Below are 24516 nucleotides of genomic sequence, written 5' to 3' on the forward strand. Positions count from 1 at the left end.
ACCCGGATGGCAGGCTGGCGACCATGGACAGGAATCGGGTGGCCGCCTGGATCGCGGCGTACGAGCAGGCGTGGCGCACACCGGGAACGGCGGCGCTCGGCACGATGTTCACCTCCGACGCGAGCTACCGGCAGGGGCCGTACCGGGATCCGGTCGTCGGCCTGCCCGCCATCACCCGCATGTGGGACAGCGAGCGCGACGGACCCGACGAGGTCTTCGAGATGACATCGGAGATCGTTGCGGTCGACGGCGACACCGCTGTGGCACGGGTGCAGGTCCGGTACGGCGACCCCGTCCACCAGGAGTGGCGCGATCTCTGGATCATGCGGTTCGCCGGGGACGGCAGGTGCCTGTCGTTCGAGGAGTGGCCGTTCGCGCCGGAGAAGCGGGCCGCCGCCGGGTGAGAGACGGGCCGTCTAGTCGGCGCATATCTCCCCGAGAACGCGTTGCGCCTCGGCCGATTCCTCCGCGTCCTCGGGGTCGTCGACGGTGCGGGAGTACGTGGACAGCGTCTTCCAGAGCGCCCAGCCACGTCCGCGCGCCCAGGTCGCGTCGTCCACCGACAGCCGCTCGCGGAATGCCGCCCGGCCCTCGACGCTCAGCAACGTCCAGGCGATCGCCAGGTCGCAGGCCGGGTCACCGACGCCGCATGTCCCGAAGTCGATGACGGCCGCCAGCCGGCCGTGCGCGAGCAGCAGGTTTCCCGAGGCGATGTCGCCGTGGAACCAGCGGTCCACCCCGTCCCAGCGGGCGCCGACCGCCCGCGCCCAGATCTCGCGTACCAGCGCGGCATCGACGCGGCCGTCCAGCGCCAGGAGCGCATGCTCGACCTTCTTGTCGTACGTGCGCAGCGTGCCGCCCCGGAACCAGTTGTGGACGCCCGGCTGCGGACCACCGGCGGCGTCGACGTCCTGCAGGGCCGAGAGGAATCCGGCCAGGTCGAGGGCGAACCGCACCGGGTCGGCGATCCGGTCCACGGCCGCGGTCTCGCCGTCGAGCCAGCGGTAGATCGACCACGGATACGGGTAGCCCGCACCCGGCTCGCCCTTCGCCAGCGGCGCGGGGATGGGCAGTGGCAGCCGATCGGCGAGGGCCGGGAGCCACAGGTGTTCCTTGTCGACGGCCAGGGCGTACTCGGCAGCGCTGGGCAGGCGCACCAGCAGCTCGGGGCCGAGGTGGAAGGTCCAGTTGTCCCAGCCGCCCTTGGCGACCGGTTCGATCCGGAGGTCGGCCAGGTGCGGGAACTGGTCGGCGACCAGGCGACGCACCTGCTCCACGCCGACGGCGGTGCGTCGTGGCGGGGGACCGAGATCCGGTACGTCACTCACGCCCGTTTGGTGTACGCGACGAACGCCGCCCAGCTCGACGGCGTGAACGTCAGCGCCGGCCCCTGCCGGTCCTTGCTGTCCCGCACCCCCACCACACCGGGCAGGTTGTCCGCCACCTCGACGCAGTCGCCGGAGTTGCCGCTGCTGCGGGTGCTCTTGCGCCAGGTCGCGCCGGTCAACTCCATCGTTTCGCCGCCTCCGTGATCGCCGCCAGAGTCGCCCCGTGCGGCATAGCTTCCGCGCGCACCGACTCCCAGGTTTGCCGAAGTGATTTTACGTCCGCGTGCCGCTCCACAATCGTGCCGTGCAACTGGTTGTCCAGGTAGCCCACGTCGTCACCGTCAGCGGGGGTCGCGAGCACGAAAGCACCGTTGAGCCCTGGATAGGCACCGACCGTTTCCGGCACCAGGTGCAGGTGCACGCGAGGCCGCCGACCCACCTCGACCAGATGCGCCAGCTGCTCCCGCATCACCTTGGGGCCGCCGACGGCGCGAGTGAGCACCGAATGGTCGAGCACTGCCACGAACTGCGGCGGAGCCGGGCGGTCCAGCACCACCTGCCGCGCCATCCGTGCGGCCACCTGCTGCTCCATAGCATCACCGACAAGTGGGCTAGCGCCCTCGTGCAGCGCGCGGGCGTACTCCTCGGTCTGCAACAGGCCGGGCACCACCAGCGGTTGGAAGCTACGCAGTGAGGCAGCTTCCTGCTCGATGCTCACCCACTCGCGGAACCACGGCATCAGCGCCTCCTGCATCAGCGCGTCCCGGATCCGCACCAGCAGGCCGCCGCCGTTCAGCACCTCGTCGCAGCGCTCGGTGAACTCGGCGCGCGGCGCCCGGCGGCACTGCTCGACGGCCGCCACCAGCGACGCCGAATAGCTCACCCGCTCGCCCAGCGCCTCCTGGGTCAGCCCGGCATCGGTACGTAACCGGCGCAGCTCACCGGCGAACAGTTCCCACAACGGCACACGGATCATCTGCACACCTCTGCACGCGGCTGCACACGGAAATCGGCCGGTCGGACGGCCAGGAAGGTGGGGGTGGAACGCCTTCCGACCCTAGCGGCGCGGTGACGAGACTGTCACGCAGTGGAGCCGAATTCGTCCGGTTCCCGCTACCGAGAGGAGTTGCGCCGTGCGACTGCGCTGGTTCCGCTGCCGGGGTGCGTCGGCACCGACACTGCCCCACCGGGTACGGGGCGACAACCTGCCGGAGTGGATGCGGCAGCCGACGCGTCCACTGCCGACGATGGGCCCCGGCCGGGTCGGCAACCTCACCCCGGCCCAGCAGTGGCGGGCGAACGGCGGTCGCTGGTCCGTACCGGAGCAGCGCGGGAACGGCGGCGGCCATCGGTCCGCCCCGGAGCAGCGCCCGGGAGACGGCCACCACGAGGAGCGCCGGTGATCAGCCACCAGCTCGGGCAGCCGCCGGACGGGCCCAGGCCGGATCGCCCCCGGCCGTACCCGTTGCACGCCACCCCGCACACGCCGCTGCGTCCGATGTGGTGTTGCCGGGCCTGCGGCCAGCCGTGGCCGTGCCCGATGGCCCGCCTGCTGCTGCGCAGCGAGTACGAGGACAACCGGATCGGGCTGTCCATCTACCTGTGCGGGCTGCTGTACGAGGCCACGCGCGACCTCTACCGGCTGAACCCGAACGACGCGCCGGCCCCGGCCGACATGTTCGCCCGCTTCGTCGGCTGGGGCCCGTACCGCCGTCACCGGCCCGTCCCACCGGGCGGCGACTGTTAATAAGGGGCCCTTCCTCTACCGGAGGCGTTAATAGGGTGCCCCTCCTTTCACCGCCAGCCGACGTCGATGCGGTCGCCTCGCTCGTCGAAGAAGTGCAGCGCGTCCATCCGTACCTGCACGGCGAGCGGGTGCCCGGGCGACACCTGCGGGTACGGCGCGAGCCGTACCGCCAGTTCCGCCGGACGACGGTGGTGGCGGCCCGGGTCGGGCAGCACGCTCGTGCGGTTGCCGCCGCCCCCGCCAGCCTCCGGGGCCGGGGCCGACGACTCCGTCGCGCGGCCGGTGAGCCGCTGCATCACCTGGTTGAACCGGCGCAGGCCGCGCTGGCCCGGTGCGGCCTGCTCGACCGGCGTGCCCATCTCGTCGACGACGATCGCGGTGGCGCCGATGTCGAGGAAGGCGAGCGACTCGTGGCCGTGGTGCTCCAGGTAGCGGATACGCCCGTGCAGCACGTCACCGGCGGTGTCCGGGGCGACCGGGGTGAGCGCCTCGGCGCGCATGCCGACCACGATCCGCTCACCGTGGTAGTGCGCCACCGCACGGCTGCGGATGTCGTCCCAGGGCAGGTAGAGCGACTGCTCACCGAGGTTCAGCGCGACGTACCGGTCGAGGTGGACGTAGACCGACGCCTCCAGCAGGTTCATCCGGGGGCTGCCCAGGAACGCGGCGACGTAGAGCGTCGCGGGACGGCCGTACACCTGGGTGGGGGTGCCCACGTCCTGGAGCACGCCCTTGCGCATGATGGCGACGCGGTCGGCCATGGTGAGCGCCTCGGCCTGGTCGTGGGTGACGTAGATGGTGGTGACGCCCAGCTCGCGGGTGAGGCCGGAGATCTCCGCCCGCAGCTCGGCGCGCAACCCGCTGTCCAGGTTGGAGAGTGGCTCGTCCATGAGGAACAGGCCGGGCCGGCGCACTATCGCCCGCCCCATGGCGACCCGCTGCCGCTGGCCGCCGGAGAGCTGGCTGGGCTTGCGCCCGAGCACGTCGCCGATGCCGAGCGCGCTCGCCACGTCCTGGATCCGCTCGCCGCGCGGGCCGGGCTCGACGCCGCTCAGGCGCAGCGGGAAGCCGATGTTGTCGCCGACCGTCATGTGCGGATAGAGCGCGAAGTCCTGGAAGACCATGGCGATCTTCCGGTCGCGCGGTGGCAGGTCGTTCGCCAGCTCACCACCGAGCATGATGGCGCCGGAGGACGGATCCTCCAGTCCGGCCACCATGCGCAGCACTGTCGATTTCCCGCAGCCCGACGGGCCGAGCAGCACCATGAACTCGCCGTCGTTGACGTCCAGATTGATGGTGTCGACCGCGACTGTTCCGTCCGGGAACACCTTGGTGACATCCTTGAGCGCGACGGTCGCCACCGCCACCTCCCCAGCTACTCGCCCCAAACCCGGGAATGACTGTGACCAGGATCATCTGATTCGCACATCGGGTAAACGTGCCATGTTCAGCTCGTGACAGTCCTATTAACCGGTATTCGCCGGGCTCCGCAGTTAAGTGACCTGCCGGTAACCACTTTTACGGCGTTTCGCCGAGGAACACGCGGCGCACCACGCGCTCGGCGGCGTGCCCGTCGTCGAGCGCGCAGAACCGCGACCGGAACGCCGTCCGGGCCCGCTCGGCCGCCTCGTCGTCGACCGCGCCGGAACGGAACACGTCGAGCAGGCCGGGGAAGTCCAGCGCCACCGCGCCCGGCGGCTCGGCCAGGAGGTCGAAGTAGACGCCCCGGGCGACCCGGTAGGCGTCCCAGTCCGGCGCGTAGACCACTATCGGCCGGTCCAGCACCGCGTAGTCGAACATCGCCGAGGAATAGTCGGTGACCAGCACGTCCGCCGCCAGGTAGAGGTCCTCCACCCGGTCGTACGCGCTCACGTCCAGCACGCCGTCCGCGGCCGGTCCCCGGGGGTGCCGCTCCCGGTCGTGGAAGTAGTGGCTGCGCATCAGCAGCCGGCCCCGGGGCCCGAGCACGTCGAGCATCCGGTCCGGGTCGAACGGCGGCCGCCACCCGGGCAGGTGCTCCCGGTGCGTCGGCGCGTAGAGCACCACGTACTCGTCGGGTGCGATGCCCAGCGCGGCGCGGACCTGGCCGCGGTCCTCAGCGGTGGCCAGCGCCAGCCGGTCGTTTCGTGGGTAGCCGACCTCCAGCGTGGTGTAGTCCGCCGGGTACGCCCGCTCCCACATCTGGGTGGAGAAGCTGTTCGAGGTGATGCTGTAGTCCCAGCGGTCGACGCGGCGCAGCAGGCCGGCGAAGTTCATCCCCATCGCGCCCACCGGGTAGCGCTGCTGGTCCAGGCCCATCACCTTCACGGGCGTGCCGTGGTGGGTCTGCACGTGCACCGAGCCGGGGCGCTTGCGGACGAAGTCCGGGAAGTTGACGTTGTTGACGAGCCAGCGGGCGCGGGCCAGCACGCGGTGGTACTCGCGGCTGCCGGCCACCACGTACTCGACGCCCGGCGGCAACGTGGCCACCCGGTCGCGGCGGACGATCCACACGCCGCGCACCTGCGGCGCGAGCCGTCGGGCCGCCTCGTAGATCGCCGCCGGATTGCACGAGTAGCCCCGGTACCAGTAGGCCGCGTACACGGCGAGCGTCGGGTCGATCGGCCGGTGCAGCTCGGCCCGGTAGTACTCGCCCAGTGCCAGGTCACGGGCCCGCCGGGCGGTACGCCGCACCACCGGCGTCACTCGCCGCCGCGCCCGCCGCGCGGTACGCCGGGCCGTCTCCCCCGCCTGGTGCGCCTCGCGCAACGCGCTGAACGTCCGCCAGCGCCCGGCCGCCACCAGCCGGTGCTTGAGCCCTTCCGGGCCGGGCGGGACCGGGTAGCCCTCGGGCGGCAGGAACCGCACGTAGTCGGCGTGCATCTGGGCGAAGAACGGTGCCCGCAGCTCGGGCGCGATCCGGGCGCCGTTGCCGAGCACCGTGAGGTAGTGCCAGATCATCCGCTCGAAGACGGCCGGTCGCAGCCCGGTCACGTGCCAGCGGTCCATCAGCCCGAACACGCGGTGCCACTGGGCGAAGACCTCGAAGTGCCGGTCCCCCCGGGTCTTCGTGATCGCGCCGGTGCGGCGCTGCCGGTAGTTCAGGCAGATCCGGTCGAGTACGCCGATCCGCCCGGCCGCCATCAGCGCCGGATAGCTGAACGACACGTCCTCGTACCAGCCCGGCTCGAAGCGCAGCCCGCGTTCGAGCAGGAACTCCCGGCGTACCACCCGGTTCCACGCGGTGTGCAGCAGCTTCAGCGTCTCCGGCCGGTCCCGCAGCGTGAACGTCGTCGCGCCGGGCGGGTCGGGGAACACGTCCCGCATCGCGCTGCGGGTGCCGATGTTGTTCCAGTGCGCCCGGACGTGATCGACGATCAGCACGTCCGGCGCGGTGTCGCGGAGCCGGTCCGCGACGTGCGGCAGGCAGCCGGGCACCAGCCAGTCGTCCCCGTCGACGAACCACACGTACTCGCCGACGGCCCGGTCCAGCCCGATGTTGCGGGCCGGACCGAGCCCGACGTTCTCGGCGAGGCGTACCGGGCGGACCCGGGGGTCGCGCAGCGCGTACTCGGCCAGGATCTCGCCGCTGTCGTCCGGCGAGGCGTCGTCGACACCGATCACCTCGATGTCGCCGAACGGCTGGCCGAGGATCGAGTCGAGACATTCCCGCAGGTAGCCCTGCACCTTGAAGGCCGGCACGACGAAGCTGATCAAGGTCACCCCGGCCCGCCCTCCGTCAGCCCGGCGAGCGCACACCCCCACGGGCGCGGGCCGGCAGGACCACCCAGGCGAGGACCACGCTCGCGACAAAAACCACGAGAAGGTACGCACCGATTGTAGCTAGAGCGATACTCGCATATCCGGCGATCAGCCCGATTGCCAGCAGCAGCGAACGCCCCGGCCAGCCCAGCGTGGCCGCGTGCAGCGGCGGCGCCGACTGCCGCTTCTCCAGCCGCGCGGTCAGGTCGTAGTGCAGCAGCGTGAGCACCAGGACGTACCCGAAGATCAGCCAGGCCGAGGCCCGGCCCGCCACCCCGACCGCGATGGCGAACAGGTACTCGGCGGCCCGCAACGCGGCCGGCACCAGCCAGTCCAGCGACCCGTCGTGCGGCGCCCGCGACGCCTGCGCGGCCCCCAGCAGCAGCACCAGCGCGAGCACCGGCACGAAGACCGGCAGGTCCCCGCCGCCGTGCACCGCCAGCAGCGCCCACACCAGCGTCCCCGCCGCGCCGAGCGCGCCGAGCACCGCCAGCAGCAGCGGCCGTCGCGCGGTCGGCAGCGTCCGCACCAGCAGGCCGTCGTCACGGTGCAGACCCGCGTCCACAGTGGTCAGCACCGGCACCCGCATCCACCGCGCCCGCAAGGTCCGCAACCCCCCGGTGTACGCGAACGCCAGCGTCCCCCAGACCAGCACCGCGACCAGCGCCACCAGCGGCCCGAACAGCGCGGCGGCGATCGCGATGAGCGCCCACCGTTCACCGATCGGGAACACCACTGTGCGCTTCAGCCAGTACGACACCGATCCGGTGTCCGCCTGCACCCGCGTCGACGCGGCGTTCAGCTTCCCGCCGATGCCGCCCGCGTCCGCGGTCACCACCTTCGGCCGCCGGGCCGCCTCGTCGTGCAACGCGCCGTACCACGTGTCCGTCATGTGCCGCACTGTCTGCAACGTCATCGCGGCGAGCGCCAGCGCCCAGCCGTACCGGAACCCGGCGTGCGTGGCGCCGAAGCCGAGACCGGCGTAGACCACGTACTCCTTGAACCGGTCGGCCATCGTGTCCAGCCAGCCGCCCCAGGCGCTGAAGTGCCGGGTGTAGCGGGCGAGCTGCCCGTCCACGCAGTCGAGCACGAAACCCAGGTAGAGCAGGACCGCGCCGGCCACCAGCGCGGGCCGCCCACCGGCGCCGAACAGCACCGCCGCGGCCACCGCGAACGCCACCGAGACCATGGTGACCCCGGTCGGGTCGATCCCGATCCGGGCCGCCGCCTTCGTGACGTACGGGGACCAGGTGCTGACGAAGAACGTGGTGAAGAAGTCGTCCCGCTCCTTCACCGACAGCTTCAACTCGGCGCGGTCCTCGTCGACGGCGGCCACCGCCGACTCGGCCGCCACCCGCTGCGCCTCGTCGCCGACCCGGTGCGCCACGAGCAGACGTACCCGATGGGCGAAGATCAGCGTGCCGCGGGCGGCGAGGTCGGCCACGAGCCGGTCCACCGCGCCCAGCGGCCCACCGCCCGCGGCGCGGCGGGCTGCCTCGGCGAGCGCCGGCAGGTCCGCCGCGCCCACCCGCAGCGCGCCGCCGAACACGCCGCTCGCCTCGGCGGCGCCGACCTCGACCACCTGCCCGCGCTCCTCACGCACAGTGGCCTGACCGGGAGCGGGCGGATCGGTGAGCACCAGCGCCACCGTCGGCCCCACCGGGCTGGTCGCGAGATGCTTGAGTACGGCGGTGTGCGCCACCAGGTCAGCGCCGCTGACCAGCACCGGGCCGGACGCGGCGGCCACCAGATCGGCCAGCTCGGTCAGGTCGGCGGCGATGCGCACGTCGTCCGCCCCGGCCCGCCGCCACTGCGCGGCCAGCCGTTCGGTGAGGTGGCCCGCCGCCGGTTCGGCGGCGAGCACGATCGCGAGCGTCACCGCTTCGCCGCGTCGGCGTAGGCGGCCAGCGCCTCGTCAATCGTCCCGTCGACGATCAGCCGTCCGGCGTCGAGGTAGAGCCCCCGACGGCAGAACCGGGTGAGGTCCTTGTCGTTGTGTGACACCAGCACCAGCGTGCGCCCTTCCGCGAGAAGTCGCTCGATGGTCGCATAGCACTTCGCGCGGAACTCCGCGTCCCCGACCGCTGTCACCTCGTCCACAAGCAGCACCGGGTGCGGCAGGTGCGCGATCACCGCGAAACCCAGCCGCACCTTCATCCCCGACGAGTAGTGCCGCACCGACGTGTCGATGGCGCGTTCCACCTGCTCACCGGCGAACGAGACGATCTCGTCGAAGTGCTCCCGCAGGTACGCCGACGACAGCCCGTGCAGCCCGCCCACCAGGTAGAGGTTCTCCCGGCCGGTCAGGTCGCCGGAGAACCCGGCGGACAGTTCGAGCAGCGGCGCCACCCGGCCGTGCACCCGGATCGAGCCCTCGTCCGGGATGAGCACACCGGCGATCAGCCGCAGAAGCGTGCTCTTGCCGGTGCCGTTGCGGCCCACCACGCCCACCGTCTCGCCCGGCTCGACCCGGAACGACAGGTCACGCAGCGGCCAGAACCGGCCCGCGTCCGGGTCGCGGGCGCCCCGGTGCACGATCAGCTCCCGCAGCCGTAGCTGACGGCGCCGGTTGCGGACGAACCGGATGCCGAGCCCGTCCGCCTCGATGATCGGGGCCATTCAGAGTTCCTTCAGCACTGCCGGTTCGAGGCGGTGGAACGCCCACCAGCCCAGCGCCAGCATCAGCACGCTGCCGGTCACCGTGATCGTGAGCAGGCGGGCATCAGGGAACTCGTCCGGATACCAGACCGCGTGGTGCAGCTGGAAGATCCCGACCAGCGGGTTCAGCTCGTACCCGATCTTGAGCCAGCCCGGCATGCCCGACTCCCGCACCAGGTCGAGCGGGTAGATGATCGGCGTCGCGTAGAACAGCAGCCGGATGACCAGCCGCATCGTGCGTTCGATGTCGCGCATCAGCACGTTGCCCGCCGACAGCAGCAGCGCCAGGCCCACCAGCAGCACGAACTGCACCGCCACCGCCAGCGGCAGCGCGAGCAGGCTCCAGCCGGGGCGGATCTTCCCCTGGCTCGCGTAGATCGCCGCGACGGCGGCCAGGATCGGCAACCCGGCCAGGTACTCGGCGAACCGTCCGGCGACCCGCCCGATCGGGAAGATCGGCCGGGGCAGGTTCATCGTGGTGATCAGCCGCGACTGCCCGGTGAGCGCGTTCGCGGCCTCGGTCAGCGCCGAACTCGCCCACATCCAGGCGAAGATCCCGGTGATCAGGAAAAGCGGGTACGACCCGGCCGCCTCGCCCAGGTGCCGCCGGGTCGCGCCGGAATAGAGCACGCCGAAGACGAACCAGTAGATCAGGCCCATGCCGAGCGGCTCGATCAACGACCAGAAGTAGCCCAGCACCGACTGCTGGTACTTCACCGCGAGATCCCGGCGGACCAGGATGCGCAGCGAGGTGCGGGCGGACCAGAGCGCCGCGACGCCTGACGTCACAGCGTCATGGTCGCTTTGTCAGTCGCGCTCCCGGGCCGGGTGCGGGCCGGGGTCACCCCAACGAGGTCAGCACTCGATCACGTTGACGGCGAGGCCGCCCCGCGCGGTCTCCTTGTACTTGACCTTCATGTCCGCGCCGGTCTCCCGCATGGTCTTGATGACCTTGTCCAGCGACACGTGGTGCACCCCGTCGCCGCGCAACGCCAGCCGGGCCGCGGTGATCGCCTTGATGCTCGCCACCGCGTTGCGCTCGATGCACGGAATCTGCACCAGGCCACCCACCGGATCGCAGGTCAGCCCCAGGTTGTGCTCCATGCCGATCTCGGCGGCGTTCTCCACCTGCTCCGGCGTACCGCCCAGCGCCTCGGCCAGCCCGGCCGCGGCCATCGAGCACGCCGAACCCACCTCACCCTGACAGCCCACCTCGGCCCCGGAGATCGACGCGTTCTCCTTGAACAACACACCGATCGCGCCCGCCGCCAGCAGGAACCGGACCACGCCCTCCTCGGAGGCACCCGGCACGAACCGGGTGTAGTAGTGCAGCACAGCCGGGATGATCCCGGCGGCACCATTAGTCGGCGCGGTGACCACCCGCCCGCCGGCCGCGTTCTCCTCGTTGACCGCCAGCGCGAACAACGTCACCCAGTCCATCGCGCGCAGCGGATCCTGGCTGCCGGTCTCCGCCTCCAGGCTGCGCCGCATCTCCGCCGCGCGCCGCCGGACCTTCAACCCACCCGGGAGTACGCCGTCACGGGTGCAGCCGTTCTCCACGCACTCGCGCATCACCCGCCAGATCTCCAGCAGCCCGGCGCGCACGTCCGCCTCGCTGCGCCAGGACACCTCGTTGGCGAGCATCACCTCACTGATCGACAGCCCGGTCTCCGAGGTGACGGTCAGCAGCTCCGCGCCGGTGAGGAAGGGGTGCTTCACCCGGGTGGTGTCCGCCTTGATCCGGTCCGCCCCGGCCGCCGCCTCGTCCACCACGAACCCGCCACCGACCGAGTAGTACGTGCGCGTCCGCACCTCGCCCCCGGCCGCGTCGTACGCCGCGAACGTCATCCCGTTCGGGTGATACGGCAACGACCGCCGACGATGCAGCACCAGATCCGTGTCCGGATCGAAGTCGACCCCCTGACTGCCGAACAGGTCGAGCCGCCGCTGCGTGCGGATCCGTTCCACCCGCGGGCCGACCGAGTCCGTGTCGACGGTCTCCGGGACCTCACCCTCCAGCCCCAGCAGCACCGCCCGGTCACTGCCGTGCCCGTGGCCGGTCGCGCCGAGCGAGCCGAACAGCTCCGCCCGTACCCGCGCCACATCCGCTAGCATCCCGTCGGCCTTCAGACCCGCCACGAACGTACGGGCGGCCCGCATCGGCCCGACGGTGTGCGAGCTGGACGGCCCGATACCGACGCTGAAAAGATCGAAAACACTGATCATTTGCTGCTTTCCTCGCCGTCGTCCCCGTTGTGCGGATCCGAGCCGGTGCGTGGGTGCCGCGCCCGCCGGGCGGGTAGACGGCCGGCGCCCGGGGTGGGGGCGCCCGACCGGCGAGCCTACCTCGCCCCCGTGAATACCCGCCCCCACTCCGCCACATACCCGACCCGGCGCACACGCCCACCCCTCCCCGTTCCACTCCCGCCGTCGCCCACCCGCTCCCTCCCGCCCGCTCAGGCCCGCGCCCGCCCCGCCCGCCCTCGCGCTACTGCCGCCGACTCCCGCCCCGCTCCTCCCCGTCGATCTTGGAGTTATGGCGCCCAGGATGCCCGATTAACGCCATTCGCGAGGTGCCACAACTCCAAGATCGACGCGCCGTGGCCTGCCCCCGGGGAGATCTTGGTACCGAATGGCCCTCATAGGGGCACTTTCCTACCAAGATCTCCACTGATCCCAGTCGACGGAACATCCGTCCCGCGAGGCGGAAAGTGCTCGACGCAGCACCCCTCGCCGAGCAGGGCTCCCGCCCCACGCCACCCCACCACTCCCGCGATCTTGCAGTTGCGGCCCTGAACAACTGCGCGAATCGGGCACAACGGGGGCCGCAACTGCAAGATCGCGAGGGTTGCGCGGGGCAGCGCGAGGGCTGCGCGGGGTGGCACGACGGCGGCACGGGGCAGCGCGAGGGCGGCGCGAGGGTGAGGCGAGGAGCGGGGGCGTTGGTGAGGAAGCGCCGGGGTAAGCACCTACGGGTGCCCGGGTCGCCGATCCTCCTCGGGGCTGAGGGCGCGGCGCGTACCCCTTTCTACCGTGGAATCAGCGCGGCGGATCGCCGCAGAAGTGGGAGACGACGATGAGTCGCAAACTGGTCCGGCCCCGCCAGGGGCGCATGATCGCCGGTGTCTGCGCCGGCCTGGGGCAGCGGTTCGGCATGTCGGCCGGCATGGTCCGGCTGCTGTTCCTGCTGTCGCTGCTGCTGCCCGGCACGCAGGTGATCGTCTACCTGATCCTGTGGATCCTGATGCCGAACGAGGACCGCTACCTCGCCACCCGCTGACGCGACACGAGCCGGGACGCCGGCACACACGCGACGCGCCCGCCCCGGATCATCGGGGCGGGCGCGTGGCGTCAGAGCGGTCAGGGAGCGGTGTACGTGACCGTCACCTTCTCGTACCCGAGGGAGCGCAGCAGCCCTTCGAGCATCTTGCGGGTGTTCTCCTGGGCCCGGGCGGTGAGCCCGCTGTCCCGGGCGGCAGCGGTGATGCGGTCCTCGGCGAGCTTGTAGACCTGCTGCTGCCGGTTCGGGTCGCCCGCGACCAGGTCGTTGAGCCGGTTGATCAGGCCGCGCTGCTCGGCGAACACGTAGCTCTTGTCCATGTCCAGGTCGGTCTCGCCGAGCTGCGGCGCGGGCAGCTTGATCTCGGCGGACTTGCCGTCCTCGGAGACCACCACGGCACCGTCGGCGATCTTCCCGAAGTCGACGTACGCCTCGACCCGGCCCGCCCCGACGAACAGCGTGCGCTCGTTGAGCAGGAAGTCGGGCACGTTGCGCCTGTCGTTCTGCACGTCGACCACGACCTGGAAGTTGCCCTCGGCGGCGACGTAGCGGCTCAGGTCACGGATCGACTTGAGCAGCGGCGGCTGGCTGCGGTCGGTCTGCTCCTTGGCGAACGGGTTGCGGAAGTCGGGCAGCAGACCGGTGGCCTGCACGCCGAGCAGCACCACGACCGCCAGCGCCGCCGCGCCGAGCACACAGAGCAGGCCGCGCGCCGGGCCGCCGCCCGACGCCGGGGCACCGGGGGCGTACTCGCGGTCGTGGTCGGGCGAGCCCTCCGCCCGGTCGCGAAGGGACTCGCTGGTGGGGTAGTCCGGGAACTCCCGGGTGGGCTCGTTGATGTCACCGTCGCGGGCCATCGCCCTCACCGTCCTCGTCCGACTCTTCCTCGTCCGACACATCGATCCTCAGCCGACACATCGACTGACAATGACGGTACGGCCACCGTGCGACAGTCGCTCGCCGAGCGCCCCGATCGGGTGAAACCGCAGGTCAGGCGAACGCGGACAGGCCGGTGAGCCGCTGGCCGATGACGAGCTGGTGGATCTCGGAGGTGCCCTCGTAGGTGAGCACGCTCTCCAGGTTGTTGGCGTGCCGCATCACCGGGTACTCCCCCGAGACGCCGTTGGCGCCGAGGATCGTGCGGCACTGCCGGGCGATGGCGAGCGCCTCGCGGACGTTGTTCAGCTTGCCCACGCTCACCTGGTCGGGCCGCAGCGTCCCCGCGTCGGCGAGGCGGCCCAGGTGCAGCGCGAGCAGCATGCCCTTGTTCCACTCCACCGCCATGTCGGCGAGCTTGGCCTGGGTGAGCTGGAATCCGGCGAGCGGGCGGCCGAACTGGGTGCGCGTGGTCGCGTACTCCAGTGCGGTTTCCAGGCAGTCGCGGGCCGCGCCGAGCGCGCCCCAGACGATGCCGTGCCGGGCCTCGGTCAAGCATCCCAGCGGCGCTTTGAGCCCGATCGCCTCGGGCAGTCGCGCATCGGCCGGCAGCCGGACGTCGTCGAGGGCGATCTCGCCGGTCAGGGACGCGCGCAGCGACATCTTGTGCCGGATCTCGCGCGCCGTCACCCCCGGCGTGTCCATGGGTACGGCGAAGCCGCGCACCCCGTCGTCGGTACGCGCCCAGATCACGCCCACGTCCGCGATCGGCGCGTTGGTGATCCACAGTTTGCTGCCGTTGAGGATCCAGTCGTCGCCGTCGCGGCGGGCGCGGGTGGCCATCGAGGCGGGGTCGGAGCCGTGGTCGGGTTCGGTGAGCCCGAAGCAGCCGATCGCCTCGCCGGCCGCCATGGCGGGCAGCCAGCGCTGCTTCTGCTCCTCGCTGCCGTAGCGCCAGATGGCGTACATGGCGAGCGATCCCTGCACCGACACCAGCGAGCGGACGCCGGAGTCGCCGGCCTCCAGTTCCAGGCAGGCCAGCCCGTACGCGACGGCCGAGGAGCCGGCGCAGCCGTACCCGGTCAGGTGCATGCCGAGCAGGCCGAGCTTGCCGAACTCGCGGGCCAGTTCCCGGGCCGGCACCTGGCCGTCCTCGTACCAGCCGGCGACGTGCGGGCGTACCCGATCGGTCACGAGCCGGCGCACGACGGCGCGGATCTGCCGCTCCTCGTCGCTGAGCGACGCATCGATGTCGAGCAGGTCGAGAGGAGTCATGGCGTCACCTTAACCAAGACTCAGGGAGGCGTCACTCGCCCTGGTCACCGAGCACGAGCACCCGTGCGTGGATCTGGTTGCGCTGCTGGAGCGCCGCGCGCAGCGCCCGGTGCAGGCCGTCCTCCAGGTAGAGGCCGCCGTTCCACTGGACGACGTGCGGGAAGAGGTCGCCGTAGAAGGTGGAGTCCTCCGCGAGCAGCTTGTCCAGCGCGAGTTCGCGCTTGGTGGTGATGAGCTGGTCAAGCCGCAGCGGGCGCGGCGGAATCTCGGCCCACTGCTTCAGCGTGAGGTTGTGCTCCGGGTAGGGACGCCCGTCCCGGACCGCCCTGAAGATCACGGCGTGCTCTCCTCCCCAGGCCAGGCTGACAATGTGGATGTCAGCCTAACCGCTCAGGTCCACCGTCCCCGCCGCACCACATCCTGCACCGGACGACGCCCTCGGCGCAGCGACGGTGACCGGTGGTCGACAGCTCGGTAACCTACTGTGATCGCACCGATCGGGTGCAGTTCCGGCGGTACCCCGAACGCGTCCCGGTACGCCCCGATGCGCTGCGGCGGGATGCCGAAGAAGCAGGCGCCCAGCCCTTCGTCGACGGCGGTGAGCAGCATCAGCAGCGCCGCGAAGCCGGTGTCCACGTACCAGTAGGGCACCGGCCAGCGGTCCTCGGCGCGGTCCGACCAGCCCTTGTCCGCCTCGGCGTAGCGGTCCAGGTAGGCGTCGCGGTTGGCGTGCGGCACCACGATCAGCGGAGCCCGGCGCATCCCGGCCAGCCAGCGTTCCCGGCCGCCGCCACCAGGCGTGGTCGCGGCCCAGAACCGTTCCCGGTCCTCGGGTTCCTCCAGCACCAGGAAGCCCCAGCCCTGCGAGAACCCGGCCGACGGGGCCCGGACGGCGTGGTCGAGCAGCCGGTCCACCACCTCCGGCGGCACCGGCCTGTCGGGGTCGTAGTTGCGCACCATCCGGCGGCGCCGGACGACGTCGGCGAACTCCACGCTCAGACCTCCGGGCGGACGCCCCAGGCGCCCCGCCAGGTCTGCCCCGGCTCCAGCATGATCAGGTCCTTCCCGGAGCGGAACGCGTCGGGCGGGCACGTCATCGGCTCCACCGCCACGGACCGGCGGTGCCGTTCCCCGCCGAGCGTGTCGCCGGTGAACACCTGCCACCAGCCGAACTCGCGGTCCGCCCAGATCCGCAGCCCGGACGAGCCGTCCGGCGCGCTCAGCACCACCGCCGAGCCGCCGTCGGCGTCCCGCTCGACGTCACCGAACGCGGTGTCGAGCACCAGGTCGCCGATCGGGCGCGGGCTGGTGAAGTCGAACTCGGAGCCGGTCACCTCGGCGGCGGCGACCGGCAGCAGGCGGCTGTCCACCAGCACCCGCCGCCGGGCCGGTACGTGCAACCGCAACTCGTCCACGCCGACCTTCGGCAGTTGCAGGTAGGGGTGCACGGAGAAGCCGAACGGCGCGGGCTCGTCGGAGACGTTCGTCGCCTCGTGCTCGGCCCGCAGGCCGTCCGGGCCGACGCTCCACCGGGCCCGCAGCCGCAGTGCCCACGGGTAGCCGGGGCTCGGCGGCAGGTCGTAGCCGATGGTCACGCTGCCCGCCGACTGCTCGATCGGCTGCCACCGCACCCAGTTCACCAGGCCGTGCAGGGCGTTGTGCCGCTCCGGTTCGGTGAGGTCGAGCTGAAACGACCGTTCCCCGACCGTGTAGACGCCGTCCCGGACGCGGTTCGGCCACGGCGCCAGCACCTGCCCGGCCGAGCCGGGGCAGACCTCGTCCTCTGCGTACCCGTCGAGGTGGTCCACGCCGTCGTAGCGGTAGGCCCGCAGGCCGCCGCCCACCTCGACCACGACGGCCTCGTGGCCGTCGGCCGCGATGGTCCACTGTGTACCGGACGGAGGCTGCACGTCGATCCCCATGTCGGCGACCCTACCGTCAGTGCCGGTCCTCGGCGGGAGTGGTCGAGCGATAGCGCAGCAGCGCCGGGAACGCCACCACCAGCAGCACCGCGAGTACGGCGGCGGCCAGGCCGCCACCGACCATGGCGAAGCCGGTGCCGAAACCGGCGGCCATCGCACCGGCCCGCAGGTCGCCCAGACGCGGGCCACCGGCCACCACGACCGTGTTCACGCCCTGGAGGCGGCCACGCATCCGGTCCGGCGCGTAGACCAGCAGCATCGACTGGCGCAGCGTGGCGCTTACCAGGTCGGCGGCGCCGGCGACGCCCAGCAGCACCACCGCCACCCACAGCTGCCCGGCCAGCCCGGCGAGCGCGATGGCCACGCCCCAGCCGACCACCGCCACTGTGAGCGCGAGGCCCTGCCGTCGTACCCGGCCGATCCACCCCGAGGTCAGGCCGCCCAGCATCGCGCCGATGGCGATGGAGCTGTAGAGCCAGCCCACCGCCGAGGCACCGCCGAAGCGTTCCTGCGCCAGCTCCGGGAACAGCGCCCGCGGCATGGCCAGGATCATCGCGATCAGGTCGATGGCGAAGGAGAGCAGCAGCACCCGCGTGGTCGCCAGGTAGCGGAAGCCGTCGACGATGCTGGCGAACCCGGCCTTGCGGACACCGCCGTCCGGGTCCGGCGCGGGCGGCATCGCGGGCAGCCGCAGCGTGGCCCAGAGCGACGCGGTGAACAGCAGCGCGTCCGCCGCGTACGCGATGGGCAGCGCCACCCCGACCTGCCAGGCGGCGAAGATCAGACCGGCGGCGAGCGGGCCGAAGACGGCGGCGGCGGTGAACGTGGTGAAGTTCAGCGTGGTGGCCGCAGGGACCAGCTCCGCGGGCACCAGCCGGGGCAGGATCGCGCTGCGGGCCGGCGAGGTGATCGCGAAGGCGGTCGACTGGAGGCCGACGAGCAGCAGGAGCAGCAGCGGGCTGCGCGCACCGGCCAGCGACTGCACCAGAAGCCCGAGCGTCGAGACCCAGAGCACGCAGCCGCCGACGAGCAGCACACGGCGGCGGTCCCGGGCGTCGGCGACCGCGCCGCCCCACAACCCGAAGATCAGCAGCGGTACGAAGCCCGCGATGCCGAGCAGACCGACCCAGAGCGAGCCGCCGGTCAGGTCGAACATCTCCACCGGCACCGCCACGGCGGTGAACTGGAACCCGAACATGGCGATCGCGTTGCCGGTCCAGACCCGCCGGTACGCGGGCACGCGCAGCGGACGCAGGTCGATCGCCCAGCGGCGCGCGCCCCGCCGCCGGGCCTGCGTGACGTCGGTCACGGCGCGAGCCGCTCGACGACGAAGAACCCGTCCCCGGTACGCCGGAAGCGCAGCCGGTCGTGCAGCCGGCTGGCCCGGCCCTGCCAGAACTCGACAGTCTCCGGACGGACCCGGAACCCGCCCCAGTACGGCGGCGCGGGGATCGGGTCCACGTCGGCGAACCGCTCGGCCGCCGCCCGGTACGCCGCGTCGAGCGCGGTCCGGTCCGGCACCACCGCCGACTGGGCGCTGGCCCACGCCCCGAGCTGCGAGCCGCGCGGCCGAGTGGCGAAGTACGCCTCGGTCTCGGCCCGGTCCACCTGCTCGACCCGGCCGGTCACGATCACCTGCCGCTGCATCGGGAACCAGGGGAACACCAGGCTGGCCCACGGGTTCCCGATCACCTCGGCGCCCTTGCGCGAGCCGTGGTTGGTGTAGAAGACGAAGCCCTCCGGGCCGTATCCCTTGAGCAGCACGGTGCGCCCGCTGGGCCGGCCCCGGTCGTCGGCCGTGCCGAGCACCATCGCGTTCGGCTCGGGCAGCTGATGGGCCACCGCGTCGGCGAACCAGCGGGCGAACTGGGTGTGCCAGTCCGGCGCCAGGTCCGTCTCGGTCAGGCCCAGGCCGGCCGCGTACTCGTTACGCATGCCGGCCGGGGCGGGTGTGTCGCCTGTCACTGTGGTAGTCCCTCTCCCGGGCGTGCCGGCGTCCCCCGACGCTGGCCAGGCCCCGGTACCCAGTCTTCTCCTCCCCGAACGGGCGTCCACCGGCGGGGATGTCGCGTGGCGCACAGTGGCTGTGGGTCGCGCAGCGCGTTACCCACCGGGCAAGATGTCACGAACCACATCCCTGAAGGGTCGCCTGAGCTGCGGGGCTCGATCAGCCCGCCCGGGCGCGCCGAGCCGAAGCCAGGAGACGACATGTCCGATTTCAAACCGGGCCTGGAGGGCGTCGTAGCCTTCGAGACCGAGATCGCCGAACCCGACCGCGCGGGGGGATCACTGCGCTACCGGGGCGTGGACATCGAGGACCTGATCGGCCAGGTCTCGTTCGGCAACGTCTGGGCACTGCTGGTGGACGGCCGGTTCGGCCCGGGCCTGCCGCCGGCCGAGCCGTTCCCGGTGCCGGTTCACTCCGGTGACATCCGCGTCGACGTGCAGTCCGCGGTCGCCATGCTGGCCCCGTACTGGGGGCTCAACCAGCTTCTCGACATCTCCGACGAGCAGGCCCGCGAGGACCTGGCCCGGGTGTCGGTCACCGCGCTGTCCTTCGTCGCCCAGTCGGCGCGCGGCCTGGGCCTGCCGGCCGTGCCGCAGAAGGAGATCGACAAGGCGGAGACCATCGTCGAGCGGTTCATGAAGCGCTGGCGCGGTGAGCCCGACCCGCGGCACGTCAAGGCCGTCGACGCGTACTTCATCTCGGCCGCCGAGCACGGCCTGAACGCCTCCACCTTCACCGCCCGGATCGTCGCCTCCACCGGCGCGGACGCCGCGGCCTGCATCTCCTCCGGCATCGGCGCGCTCTCCGGCCCGCTGCACGGCGGCGCCCCGTCCCGGGTGCTCAGCATGCTGGAGGCGGTCGAGCGCAGTGGCGACGCCGACGGGTACGTCAAGGGCGTCCTGGACCGGGGCGAGCGCCTGATGGGCTTCGGCCACCGGGTCTACCGGGCCGAGGACCCGCGCGCCCGTGTGCTGCGGCGTACCGCCAAGGAGCTGGGCGCGCCCCGCTTCGAGGTCGCCGAGGCGCTGGAGAAGGCCGCGCTGGCCGAGCTGCAGGCCCGCCGCCCGGACCGCGTCCTCGCCACCAACGTCGAGTTCTGGTCCGCGGTGGTGCTGGACTTCGCCGAGGTGCCGGCGCACATGTTCACCTCGATGTTCACCTGCGCCCGGATGGGCGGCTGGTCGGCGCACATCCTGGAGCAGAAGAAGCTCCAGCGGCTGGTCCGGCCGTCGGCCACGTACGTCGGCCACGGCCCGCGCAAGCCGCAGCAGGTCGAGGGCTGGGACGCCATCCCGCACGGCGTCTGACGTGTAAGGAAGGGGCCCCGCTTAACGCCTCCGGTAGAGGCGGGGCCCCTTCTTAACGCCCGCCTCCGTGCCCACGAGGCGCTGCGCCGCTGTGGCGCACGACTCAGCGCCGACAGTGGGACCAGCCGCCGGTCCGGGCCGCCCGGGTGGGAGGATGAAGGCCGGCAGCGCTGCCGGCCGGGTTCGGACCCCGGCCGCCTCGTGCGCCCGGCGCACGCCCGGCCATCGGTCCGCGCCCGCACCAAGGGCCCGTCCCGCCCACGCGGAAGGATCAAGACAACCGTGGCTGACGCACCGACCATCCGGATTCCCGACGAGATCAGGCCCGCCGACGGACGATTCGGCTGCGGCCCGTCCAAGGTCCGTCCGGCCGCGGTCTCCGCCCTCTCCGACGTCGCCACCAGCTACCTGGGCACGTCGCACCGGCAGAAGACGGTCCGCGACCAGGTGTCCCGGCTGCGCCGCGGCCTGGCCGAGTTCTTCTCCCTGCCCGAGGGGTACGAGGTGGTGCTCGGCAACGGCGGCACCACCGCGTTCTGGGAGGTCGCCACGTTCGGCCTGATCCGCGACCGGGCCCAGTTCGCCAGCTTCGGCGAGTTCGGCGCCAAGTTCGCCAAGTCGGTCAAGGACGCGCCGTTCCTCGGTGAGCCGACCGTGCGCAAGTCCGACGCGGGCAGCGCCCCGTCGCTCGTGGCCGAGGCCGGCGTGGACGTCTACGCCACCCCGCACAACGAGACCTCCACCGGCGTCGCGGTGCCGATCAGCCGGGTCGCGGGCGCCGACGAGGGCTCGCTGCTGCTGGTCGACGCCACCTCCGGCGCGGGCGGGCTGGACGTTGATGTCGCCCAGACCGACGTCTACTACTTCGCGCCGCAGAAGTGCTTCGGCTCCGACGGCGGGCTCTGGCTGGCCCTGATGTCGCCGGCCGCGCTGGCCCGGGCCACCGAGGTCAAGGAGTCGGGCCGGTACATCCCGGCCTTCCTCGACCTGGTCACCGCGATCGACAACTCGCGGCTGGAGCAGACGTACAACACCCCGGCGCTGGCGACCATCTTCCTGGCCGCGGAGCAGACCGACTGGATGAACTCCCAGGGCGGGCTGGCCTGGGCGGCCAAGCGCACCGCCGAGAGCGCCGGCATCGTGTACGGCTGGGCCGAGCGCTCGTCGTTCGCCACGCCGTTCGTGTCGGACCCGGCGCTGCGGTCCAACGTGGTCGCCACCATCGACTTCGCCGACGAGGTGGACGCCACGGCGATCGCCAAGGCGCTGCGCGCCAACGGCATCGTCGACACCGAGCCGTACCGCAAGCTGGGCCGCAACCAGCTGCGGGTGGCGCTGTTCCCGGCCGTCGAGCCGGCCGACGTCGAGGCGCTCACCGCGTCCATCGACTACGTGGTGGAGCGACTCTGATCACGTCGTGACGGTGCGTGGCCGTCGGGGCCCCGGCGGCCACCCACCGTGATCGTTACCGCAGCTCAGTCACGACATGCCGGGGTGTCGCAGTCCCCATCGGCGGGTAGATGAGCGTACGGTGGTGCGAGACGCCCGGGTGGCCGGCTCCCGTGGCGTGACGGCCAGCGAAGCGGGACGGAGGCAAGCCCATGCGCCCAGTACGCTTCGTCGCCCTCTCCGAGGACGGCCAGGCCCTGGTGCTCGCCGACGAGGTGGGGCGCCTGCTGGCGCTGCCCATCGACGAGCGGATCGCGTCGGCGCTGCACGCCGAGCCGGGCGCCCCGCCGCTCGCTGTGGTGCCGAGCGCCACCGACCCGACGCCGTCGCTGTCCCCACGCGACATCCAGGCCCGGATCCGGTCCGGCGAGTCCGCGGAGGACGTCGCCCGCATCGCCGGCGTACCAGTCGACCGGGTGCTGCGTTACGCCGGTCCGGTGCTCCAGGAGCGGGCCATGCTCGCCCAGCACGCCCGCCGCACCCGGCTCAAGGGCGCGGAGAAGCCGACCCCGCTGGCCGAGGTCGTCAACGGCCGGCTGGCCCAGCACGGCATCGACACCGAGAAGATCTCGTGGGACGCCTACCGCCGCGACGACGGCACCTGGCGGATCATCGCGACCTGGCCGTCCGGCAAGGCCACCGCCCAGGCGGTGTGGGACCTGGACAAGACCCGGCAGAACGTCGCGCCGCACGACGACATGGCGCAGTACCTGTGCGCCGAGCGGCCCACGCCGATCCTCGGCCAGGAGCCGGCGCCGGAGCGGGGCGGTCACGCGCTGCCCGGTCCGTCGCGTGGCGAGCCGAGCCGGGGTGGGCACGGCCTGCCGGCTGCCTCCGAGCACGCCCGTCCGGGGCGTGACCCGATCCGCGCCGGCCGGGACGCGCTGCTCGCCTCGCTGGACCGGCCGCTCGGCGGCACGTCCGGGCGTGGTCTCGACACCCGCTCCCCGGCTGCGCTGGCCGGGCAGGAGGCGCCCCGTCAGCGGGCCGTCGCCGGTGGTGCCGCCGCGCTGCTCGGTGGTGGGCAGGGTTCGGCCTTCGACGACGACTCGGACGCGCCGAAGGAGATCCCGGCCGTACCCTCGCTGGCCGTGCTGCGGCCCCGCCGCACCGGCCCCGCGGCGGCGACCGGCGGTGCGGCAGCCGAGTCCACCGATGCCGGTGGCAAGCCGCGCAAGCGGTTGCCGAGCTGGGACGACGTGCTGTTCGGCACCGGCCCGGCGGCCCGCGAATCATCCTGATCCACCGCTCCACCCTGGCTCGTTGAGAGGGCACTCTAAGTGCCGGCGTGCCAGGGTGGAGTCATGGAGTACACGAACCTGGGACGCACCGGTCTGTCCGTGAGCCGACTCTGCCTCGGCACGATGAACTTCGGTCCGCAGACCGACGAGCCGGACAGTTTCGCCATCATGGACCGGGCGCTCGAACACGGGATCAACTTCTTCGACACCGCGAACGTCTACGGCTGGAAGCTCGGTGAGGGCGTCACCGAGCAGATCGTCGGCCGCTGGTTCGCGCAGGGCGGCGGGCGCCGCGACAAGGTCGTCCTCGCCACCAAGGTGTACGGCAAGATGGGCGAGTGGCCCAACGAGCAGGGCCTGAGCGCCCGGCACATCATCCGGGCCTGCGAGGACTCGCTGCGTCGGCTCCAGACCGACACGATCGACCTCTACCAGATGCACCACATCTCCCGGACCACGCCGTGGGAGGAGATCTGGCAGGCGATGGAGACGCTCGTCGCCCAGGGCAAGGTGCTCTACGTCGGATCGTCCAACTTCGCCGGCTGGCACATCGCGCAGGCGCAGGCCGCGGCCGGCAAGCGCAACTTCCTCGGGCTCGTCTCCGAGCAGTGCATCTACAACCTGCTGACCCGGTACGTCGAACTGGAGGTCGTCCCGGCCGCGCAGCACTACGGGCTGGGCATCATCCCCTGGTCGCCGCTGCACGGCGGGCTGCTCTCCGGCATCATCCGCAAGATGGCCGAGGGCAGCGCGGCGCGCGGCACCACCGGCCGCTCGGCCGACGCGCTGGCCGAGCACCGGAACACCATCGAGGCGTACGAGAAGCTCTGCGCCGACCTGGGCCACGACCCGGCGGATGTGGCGCTGGCGTGGCTGCTGTCCCGGCCGGGGGTGACCGCCCCGATCGTCGGTCCGCGCACCATGGACCAGCTCGACCGCAACCTGGGCGCCCTCGACGTCCAGCTGGACGAGTCGACGCTGACCCGCCTCGACGAGCTGTTCCCGCCGGTCGGCAACGGCGGTCCCGGCCCCGAGGCCTGGGCCTGGTAGGAAAGGAAGGGCCCCTTCTTAACGCCTCCGGTAGAGGAGGGGCCCCTTTTTAACGCCCCGCCCGAATCAAGCCCCCGCCGCCAGCGCCCACGCGGCGACGGGGGTGTAGCGCGGCGTACGGCCCAGGTGGCTGCGGATCAGGAGCACCTCGCCGGCCGTCCACTGCGGCCCGGCGTAGTCGTGCAGCGTGTGCACGTCCGAGCGGACGTCGGCCTCGGGCACCCGGTCGCCGGGGCGGGCGATGGTCAGGTGCGCCCGGAACGGTTTGTCGTCACACGGCAGCCCGGCCTCGCGCAGCCCGTCGCGAATCGACAGGGCGAGCGCGTCGAGCACCTCGACGTCGCCGCGCACGTCGACCCAGAGCACTGTGGACCGGCCCTCACCGAAACAGCCGCCACCGGCCAGGCACAGCCGCGGGGAGCGAGCCGTCCGGGCGGCCGAGGCGAGCGCGTGCTTCACGTCGGCCAGCCGGTCGTCCGGCACCTCGCCGAGGAAGGCGAGCGTGAGGTGCAGATTCGCCGGGTCGGCGAGGCGGGCGTGGCGGGCGGCCGCGACCCGCAGGCCCTTCATCCGGGCGGTCAGGTCCGCGACGACCACGGCAGGTGGATAGATCGCCGCGAAGAGACGCACCCGG

Annotated in this window: 25 protein-coding genes; 8 read left to right on the forward strand and 17 right to left on the reverse strand. The window is 72.2% G+C overall.

The features are described 5' to 3' along the window. Nucleotides 1-23: 23 nt before the first annotated feature. Nucleotides 24-404: a YybH family protein gene (locus tag FHX31_RS32895; protein ID WP_170215089.1), complete on the forward strand. Its 381-nt coding sequence runs from the start codon at nt 24-26 to the stop codon at nt 402-404. 12 nt (nt 405-416) lie between these two features. Here the strand turns inward: FHX31_RS32895 and FHX31_RS27480 are convergent, their stop codons facing one another. Genes FHX31_RS27480 through FHX31_RS27490 form a run of 3 tightly spaced genes read right to left on the reverse strand, consistent with a single transcriptional unit; the run spans nt 417 to nt 2304 of the window. Further along, nucleotides 417-1328 (reverse strand): aminoglycoside phosphotransferase family protein, encoded by a 912-nt coding sequence (locus FHX31_RS27480; RefSeq protein WP_123109953.1) that lies wholly within the window; start codon nt 1326-1328, stop codon nt 417-419. Next, nucleotides 1325-1513: a DUF397 domain-containing protein gene (locus FHX31_RS27485; RefSeq protein ID WP_091330321.1), complete on the reverse strand. Its 189-nt coding sequence runs from the start codon at nt 1511-1513 to the stop codon at nt 1325-1327. The genes FHX31_RS27480 and FHX31_RS27485 overlap by 4 nt, the downstream gene beginning before the upstream one ends. Beyond that, the gene (locus FHX31_RS27490) at nt 1504-2304 is read right to left on the reverse strand and encodes a helix-turn-helix domain-containing protein (protein ID WP_091332031.1); all 801 of its coding nucleotides are present in this window, start codon (nt 2302-2304) and stop codon (nt 1504-1506) included. Before FHX31_RS27490 ends, FHX31_RS27485 begins: the two co-directional genes overlap by 10 nt. 157 nt (nt 2305-2461) lie before the next feature. Here FHX31_RS27490 and FHX31_RS27495 point away from each other — a divergent pair, with 157 nt between their 5' ends. Continuing rightward, entirely contained in the window at nt 2462-2731 is a 270-nt protein-coding gene (locus tag FHX31_RS27495) for a hypothetical protein (RefSeq protein ID WP_013473758.1), read from the forward strand. Further along, complete coding sequence (locus FHX31_RS27500) at nt 2728-3075, forward strand: hypothetical protein (RefSeq protein WP_013283736.1); 348 nt, start codon at nt 2728-2730, stop codon at nt 3073-3075. Before FHX31_RS27495 ends, FHX31_RS27500 begins: the two co-directional genes overlap by 4 nt. Nucleotides 3076-3122: 47 nt before the next feature. On the opposite strand, the gene FHX31_RS27505 is transcribed toward FHX31_RS27500, so the two are convergent. The 6 genes from FHX31_RS27505 to FHX31_RS27530 form a co-directional block, all read right to left on the reverse strand. Continuing rightward, nucleotides 3123-4436, reverse strand: a complete 1314-nt coding sequence (locus FHX31_RS27505) for an ABC transporter ATP-binding protein (RefSeq protein ID WP_013473757.1) — start codon at nt 4434-4436, stop codon at nt 3123-3125. A 157-nt stretch (nt 4437-4593) separates the two neighbouring features. Continuing rightward, a complete protein-coding gene (locus FHX31_RS27510; protein ID WP_030272906.1) occupies nt 4594-6777 on the reverse strand; it encodes a bifunctional glycosyltransferase/CDP-glycerol:glycerophosphate glycerophosphotransferase in 2184 nt (727 codons plus the stop codon). A gap of 16 nt (nt 6778-6793) precedes the next feature. Next, nucleotides 6794-8695, reverse strand: a complete 1902-nt coding sequence (locus tag FHX31_RS27515) for a CDP-alcohol phosphatidyltransferase family protein (RefSeq protein WP_184977442.1) — start codon at nt 8693-8695, stop codon at nt 6794-6796. Continuing rightward, entirely contained in the window at nt 8692-9435 is a 744-nt protein-coding gene (locus FHX31_RS27520) for an ABC transporter ATP-binding protein (RefSeq protein ID WP_013283732.1), read from the reverse strand. The genes FHX31_RS27515 and FHX31_RS27520 overlap by 4 nt, the downstream gene beginning before the upstream one ends. Beyond that, complete coding sequence (locus FHX31_RS27525; protein ID WP_184977443.1) at nt 9436-10263, reverse strand: ABC transporter permease; 828 nt, start codon at nt 10261-10263, stop codon at nt 9436-9438. It lies immediately after the preceding gene. 66 nt (nt 10264-10329) lie between these two features. Further along, entirely contained in the window at nt 10330-11700 is a 1371-nt protein-coding gene (locus FHX31_RS27530) for an L-serine ammonia-lyase (protein WP_184977444.1), read from the reverse strand. An 850-nt stretch (nt 11701-12550) separates the two neighbouring features. Between FHX31_RS27530 and FHX31_RS27535 the strand changes: the two genes are divergently transcribed. Continuing rightward, nucleotides 12551-12754, forward strand: coding sequence for a PspC domain-containing protein (locus FHX31_RS27535; RefSeq protein WP_013283729.1), 204 nt, complete (start codon nt 12551-12553; stop codon nt 12752-12754). An 80-nt stretch (nt 12755-12834) separates the two neighbouring features. Here the strand turns inward: FHX31_RS27535 and FHX31_RS27540 are convergent, their stop codons facing one another. The 7 genes from FHX31_RS27540 to pdxH form a co-directional block, all read right to left on the reverse strand. After that, nucleotides 12835-13611 carry a DUF4230 domain-containing protein gene (locus FHX31_RS27540; protein ID WP_184977445.1) on the reverse strand — a complete coding sequence of 259 codons (777 nt, stop codon included), beginning with the start codon at nt 13609-13611 and terminating at the stop codon, nt 12835-12837. Between the two features lie 133 nt (nt 13612-13744). Further along, nucleotides 13745-14905 carry an acyl-CoA dehydrogenase family protein gene (locus FHX31_RS27545; RefSeq protein ID WP_123109957.1) on the reverse strand — a complete coding sequence of 387 codons (1161 nt, stop codon included), beginning with the start codon at nt 14903-14905 and terminating at the stop codon, nt 13745-13747. 31 nt (nt 14906-14936) lie between these two features. Further along, on the reverse strand, nt 14937-15242 hold the full coding sequence (locus FHX31_RS27550; protein ID WP_013283726.1) for a type II toxin-antitoxin system VapB family antitoxin: 306 nt from the start codon (nt 15240-15242) through the stop codon (nt 14937-14939). 53 nt (nt 15243-15295) lie between these two features. Then, the gene (locus FHX31_RS27555; RefSeq protein ID WP_123109958.1) at nt 15296-15898 is read right to left on the reverse strand and encodes a nitroreductase family protein; all 603 of its coding nucleotides are present in this window, start codon (nt 15896-15898) and stop codon (nt 15296-15298) included. Nucleotides 15899-15900: 2 nt separating this feature from the next. Beyond that, nucleotides 15901-16827, reverse strand: coding sequence for an aldose 1-epimerase family protein (locus FHX31_RS27560; RefSeq protein ID WP_184977446.1), 927 nt, complete (start codon nt 16825-16827; stop codon nt 15901-15903). Between the two features lie 16 nt (nt 16828-16843). After that, complete coding sequence (locus tag FHX31_RS27565; protein ID WP_013473749.1) at nt 16844-18136, reverse strand: MFS transporter; 1293 nt, start codon at nt 18134-18136, stop codon at nt 16844-16846. Continuing rightward, the gene (gene pdxH / locus FHX31_RS27570; RefSeq protein ID WP_184977862.1) at nt 18133-18762 is read right to left on the reverse strand and encodes a pyridoxamine 5'-phosphate oxidase; all 630 of its coding nucleotides are present in this window, start codon (nt 18760-18762) and stop codon (nt 18133-18135) included. The genes FHX31_RS27565 and pdxH overlap by 4 nt, the downstream gene beginning before the upstream one ends. Before the next feature lie 273 nt (nt 18763-19035). Between pdxH and FHX31_RS27575 the strand changes: the two genes are divergently transcribed. From FHX31_RS27575 to FHX31_RS27590, 4 genes are all read left to right on the forward strand, one after another. Beyond that, complete coding sequence (locus FHX31_RS27575) at nt 19036-20142, forward strand: citrate synthase 2 (protein WP_013283721.1); 1107 nt, start codon at nt 19036-19038, stop codon at nt 20140-20142. Nucleotides 20143-20424: 282 nt separating this feature from the next. Continuing rightward, nucleotides 20425-21552 carry a phosphoserine transaminase gene (serC, locus tag FHX31_RS27580; protein WP_013283720.1) on the forward strand — a complete coding sequence of 376 codons (1128 nt, stop codon included), beginning with the start codon at nt 20425-20427 and terminating at the stop codon, nt 21550-21552. A 191-nt stretch (nt 21553-21743) separates the two neighbouring features. Next, nucleotides 21744-22832: a septation protein SepH gene (gene sepH, locus FHX31_RS27585; RefSeq protein WP_013283719.1), complete on the forward strand. Its 1089-nt coding sequence runs from the start codon at nt 21744-21746 to the stop codon at nt 22830-22832. Nucleotides 22833-22895: 63 nt separating this feature from the next. Next, complete coding sequence (locus FHX31_RS27590; protein WP_013473747.1) at nt 22896-23882, forward strand: aldo/keto reductase; 987 nt, start codon at nt 22896-22898, stop codon at nt 23880-23882. 66 nt (nt 23883-23948) lie between these two features. Here FHX31_RS27590 and thpR read toward each other — a convergent pair whose 3' ends face one another. Continuing rightward, a complete protein-coding gene (gene thpR, locus FHX31_RS27595; protein WP_184977447.1) occupies nt 23949-24512 on the reverse strand; it encodes an RNA 2',3'-cyclic phosphodiesterase in 564 nt (187 codons plus the stop codon). Between the last annotated feature and the right edge of the window lie 4 nt (nt 24513-24516).

Source organism: Micromonospora sp. CNZ286 (assembly GCF_014207755.1).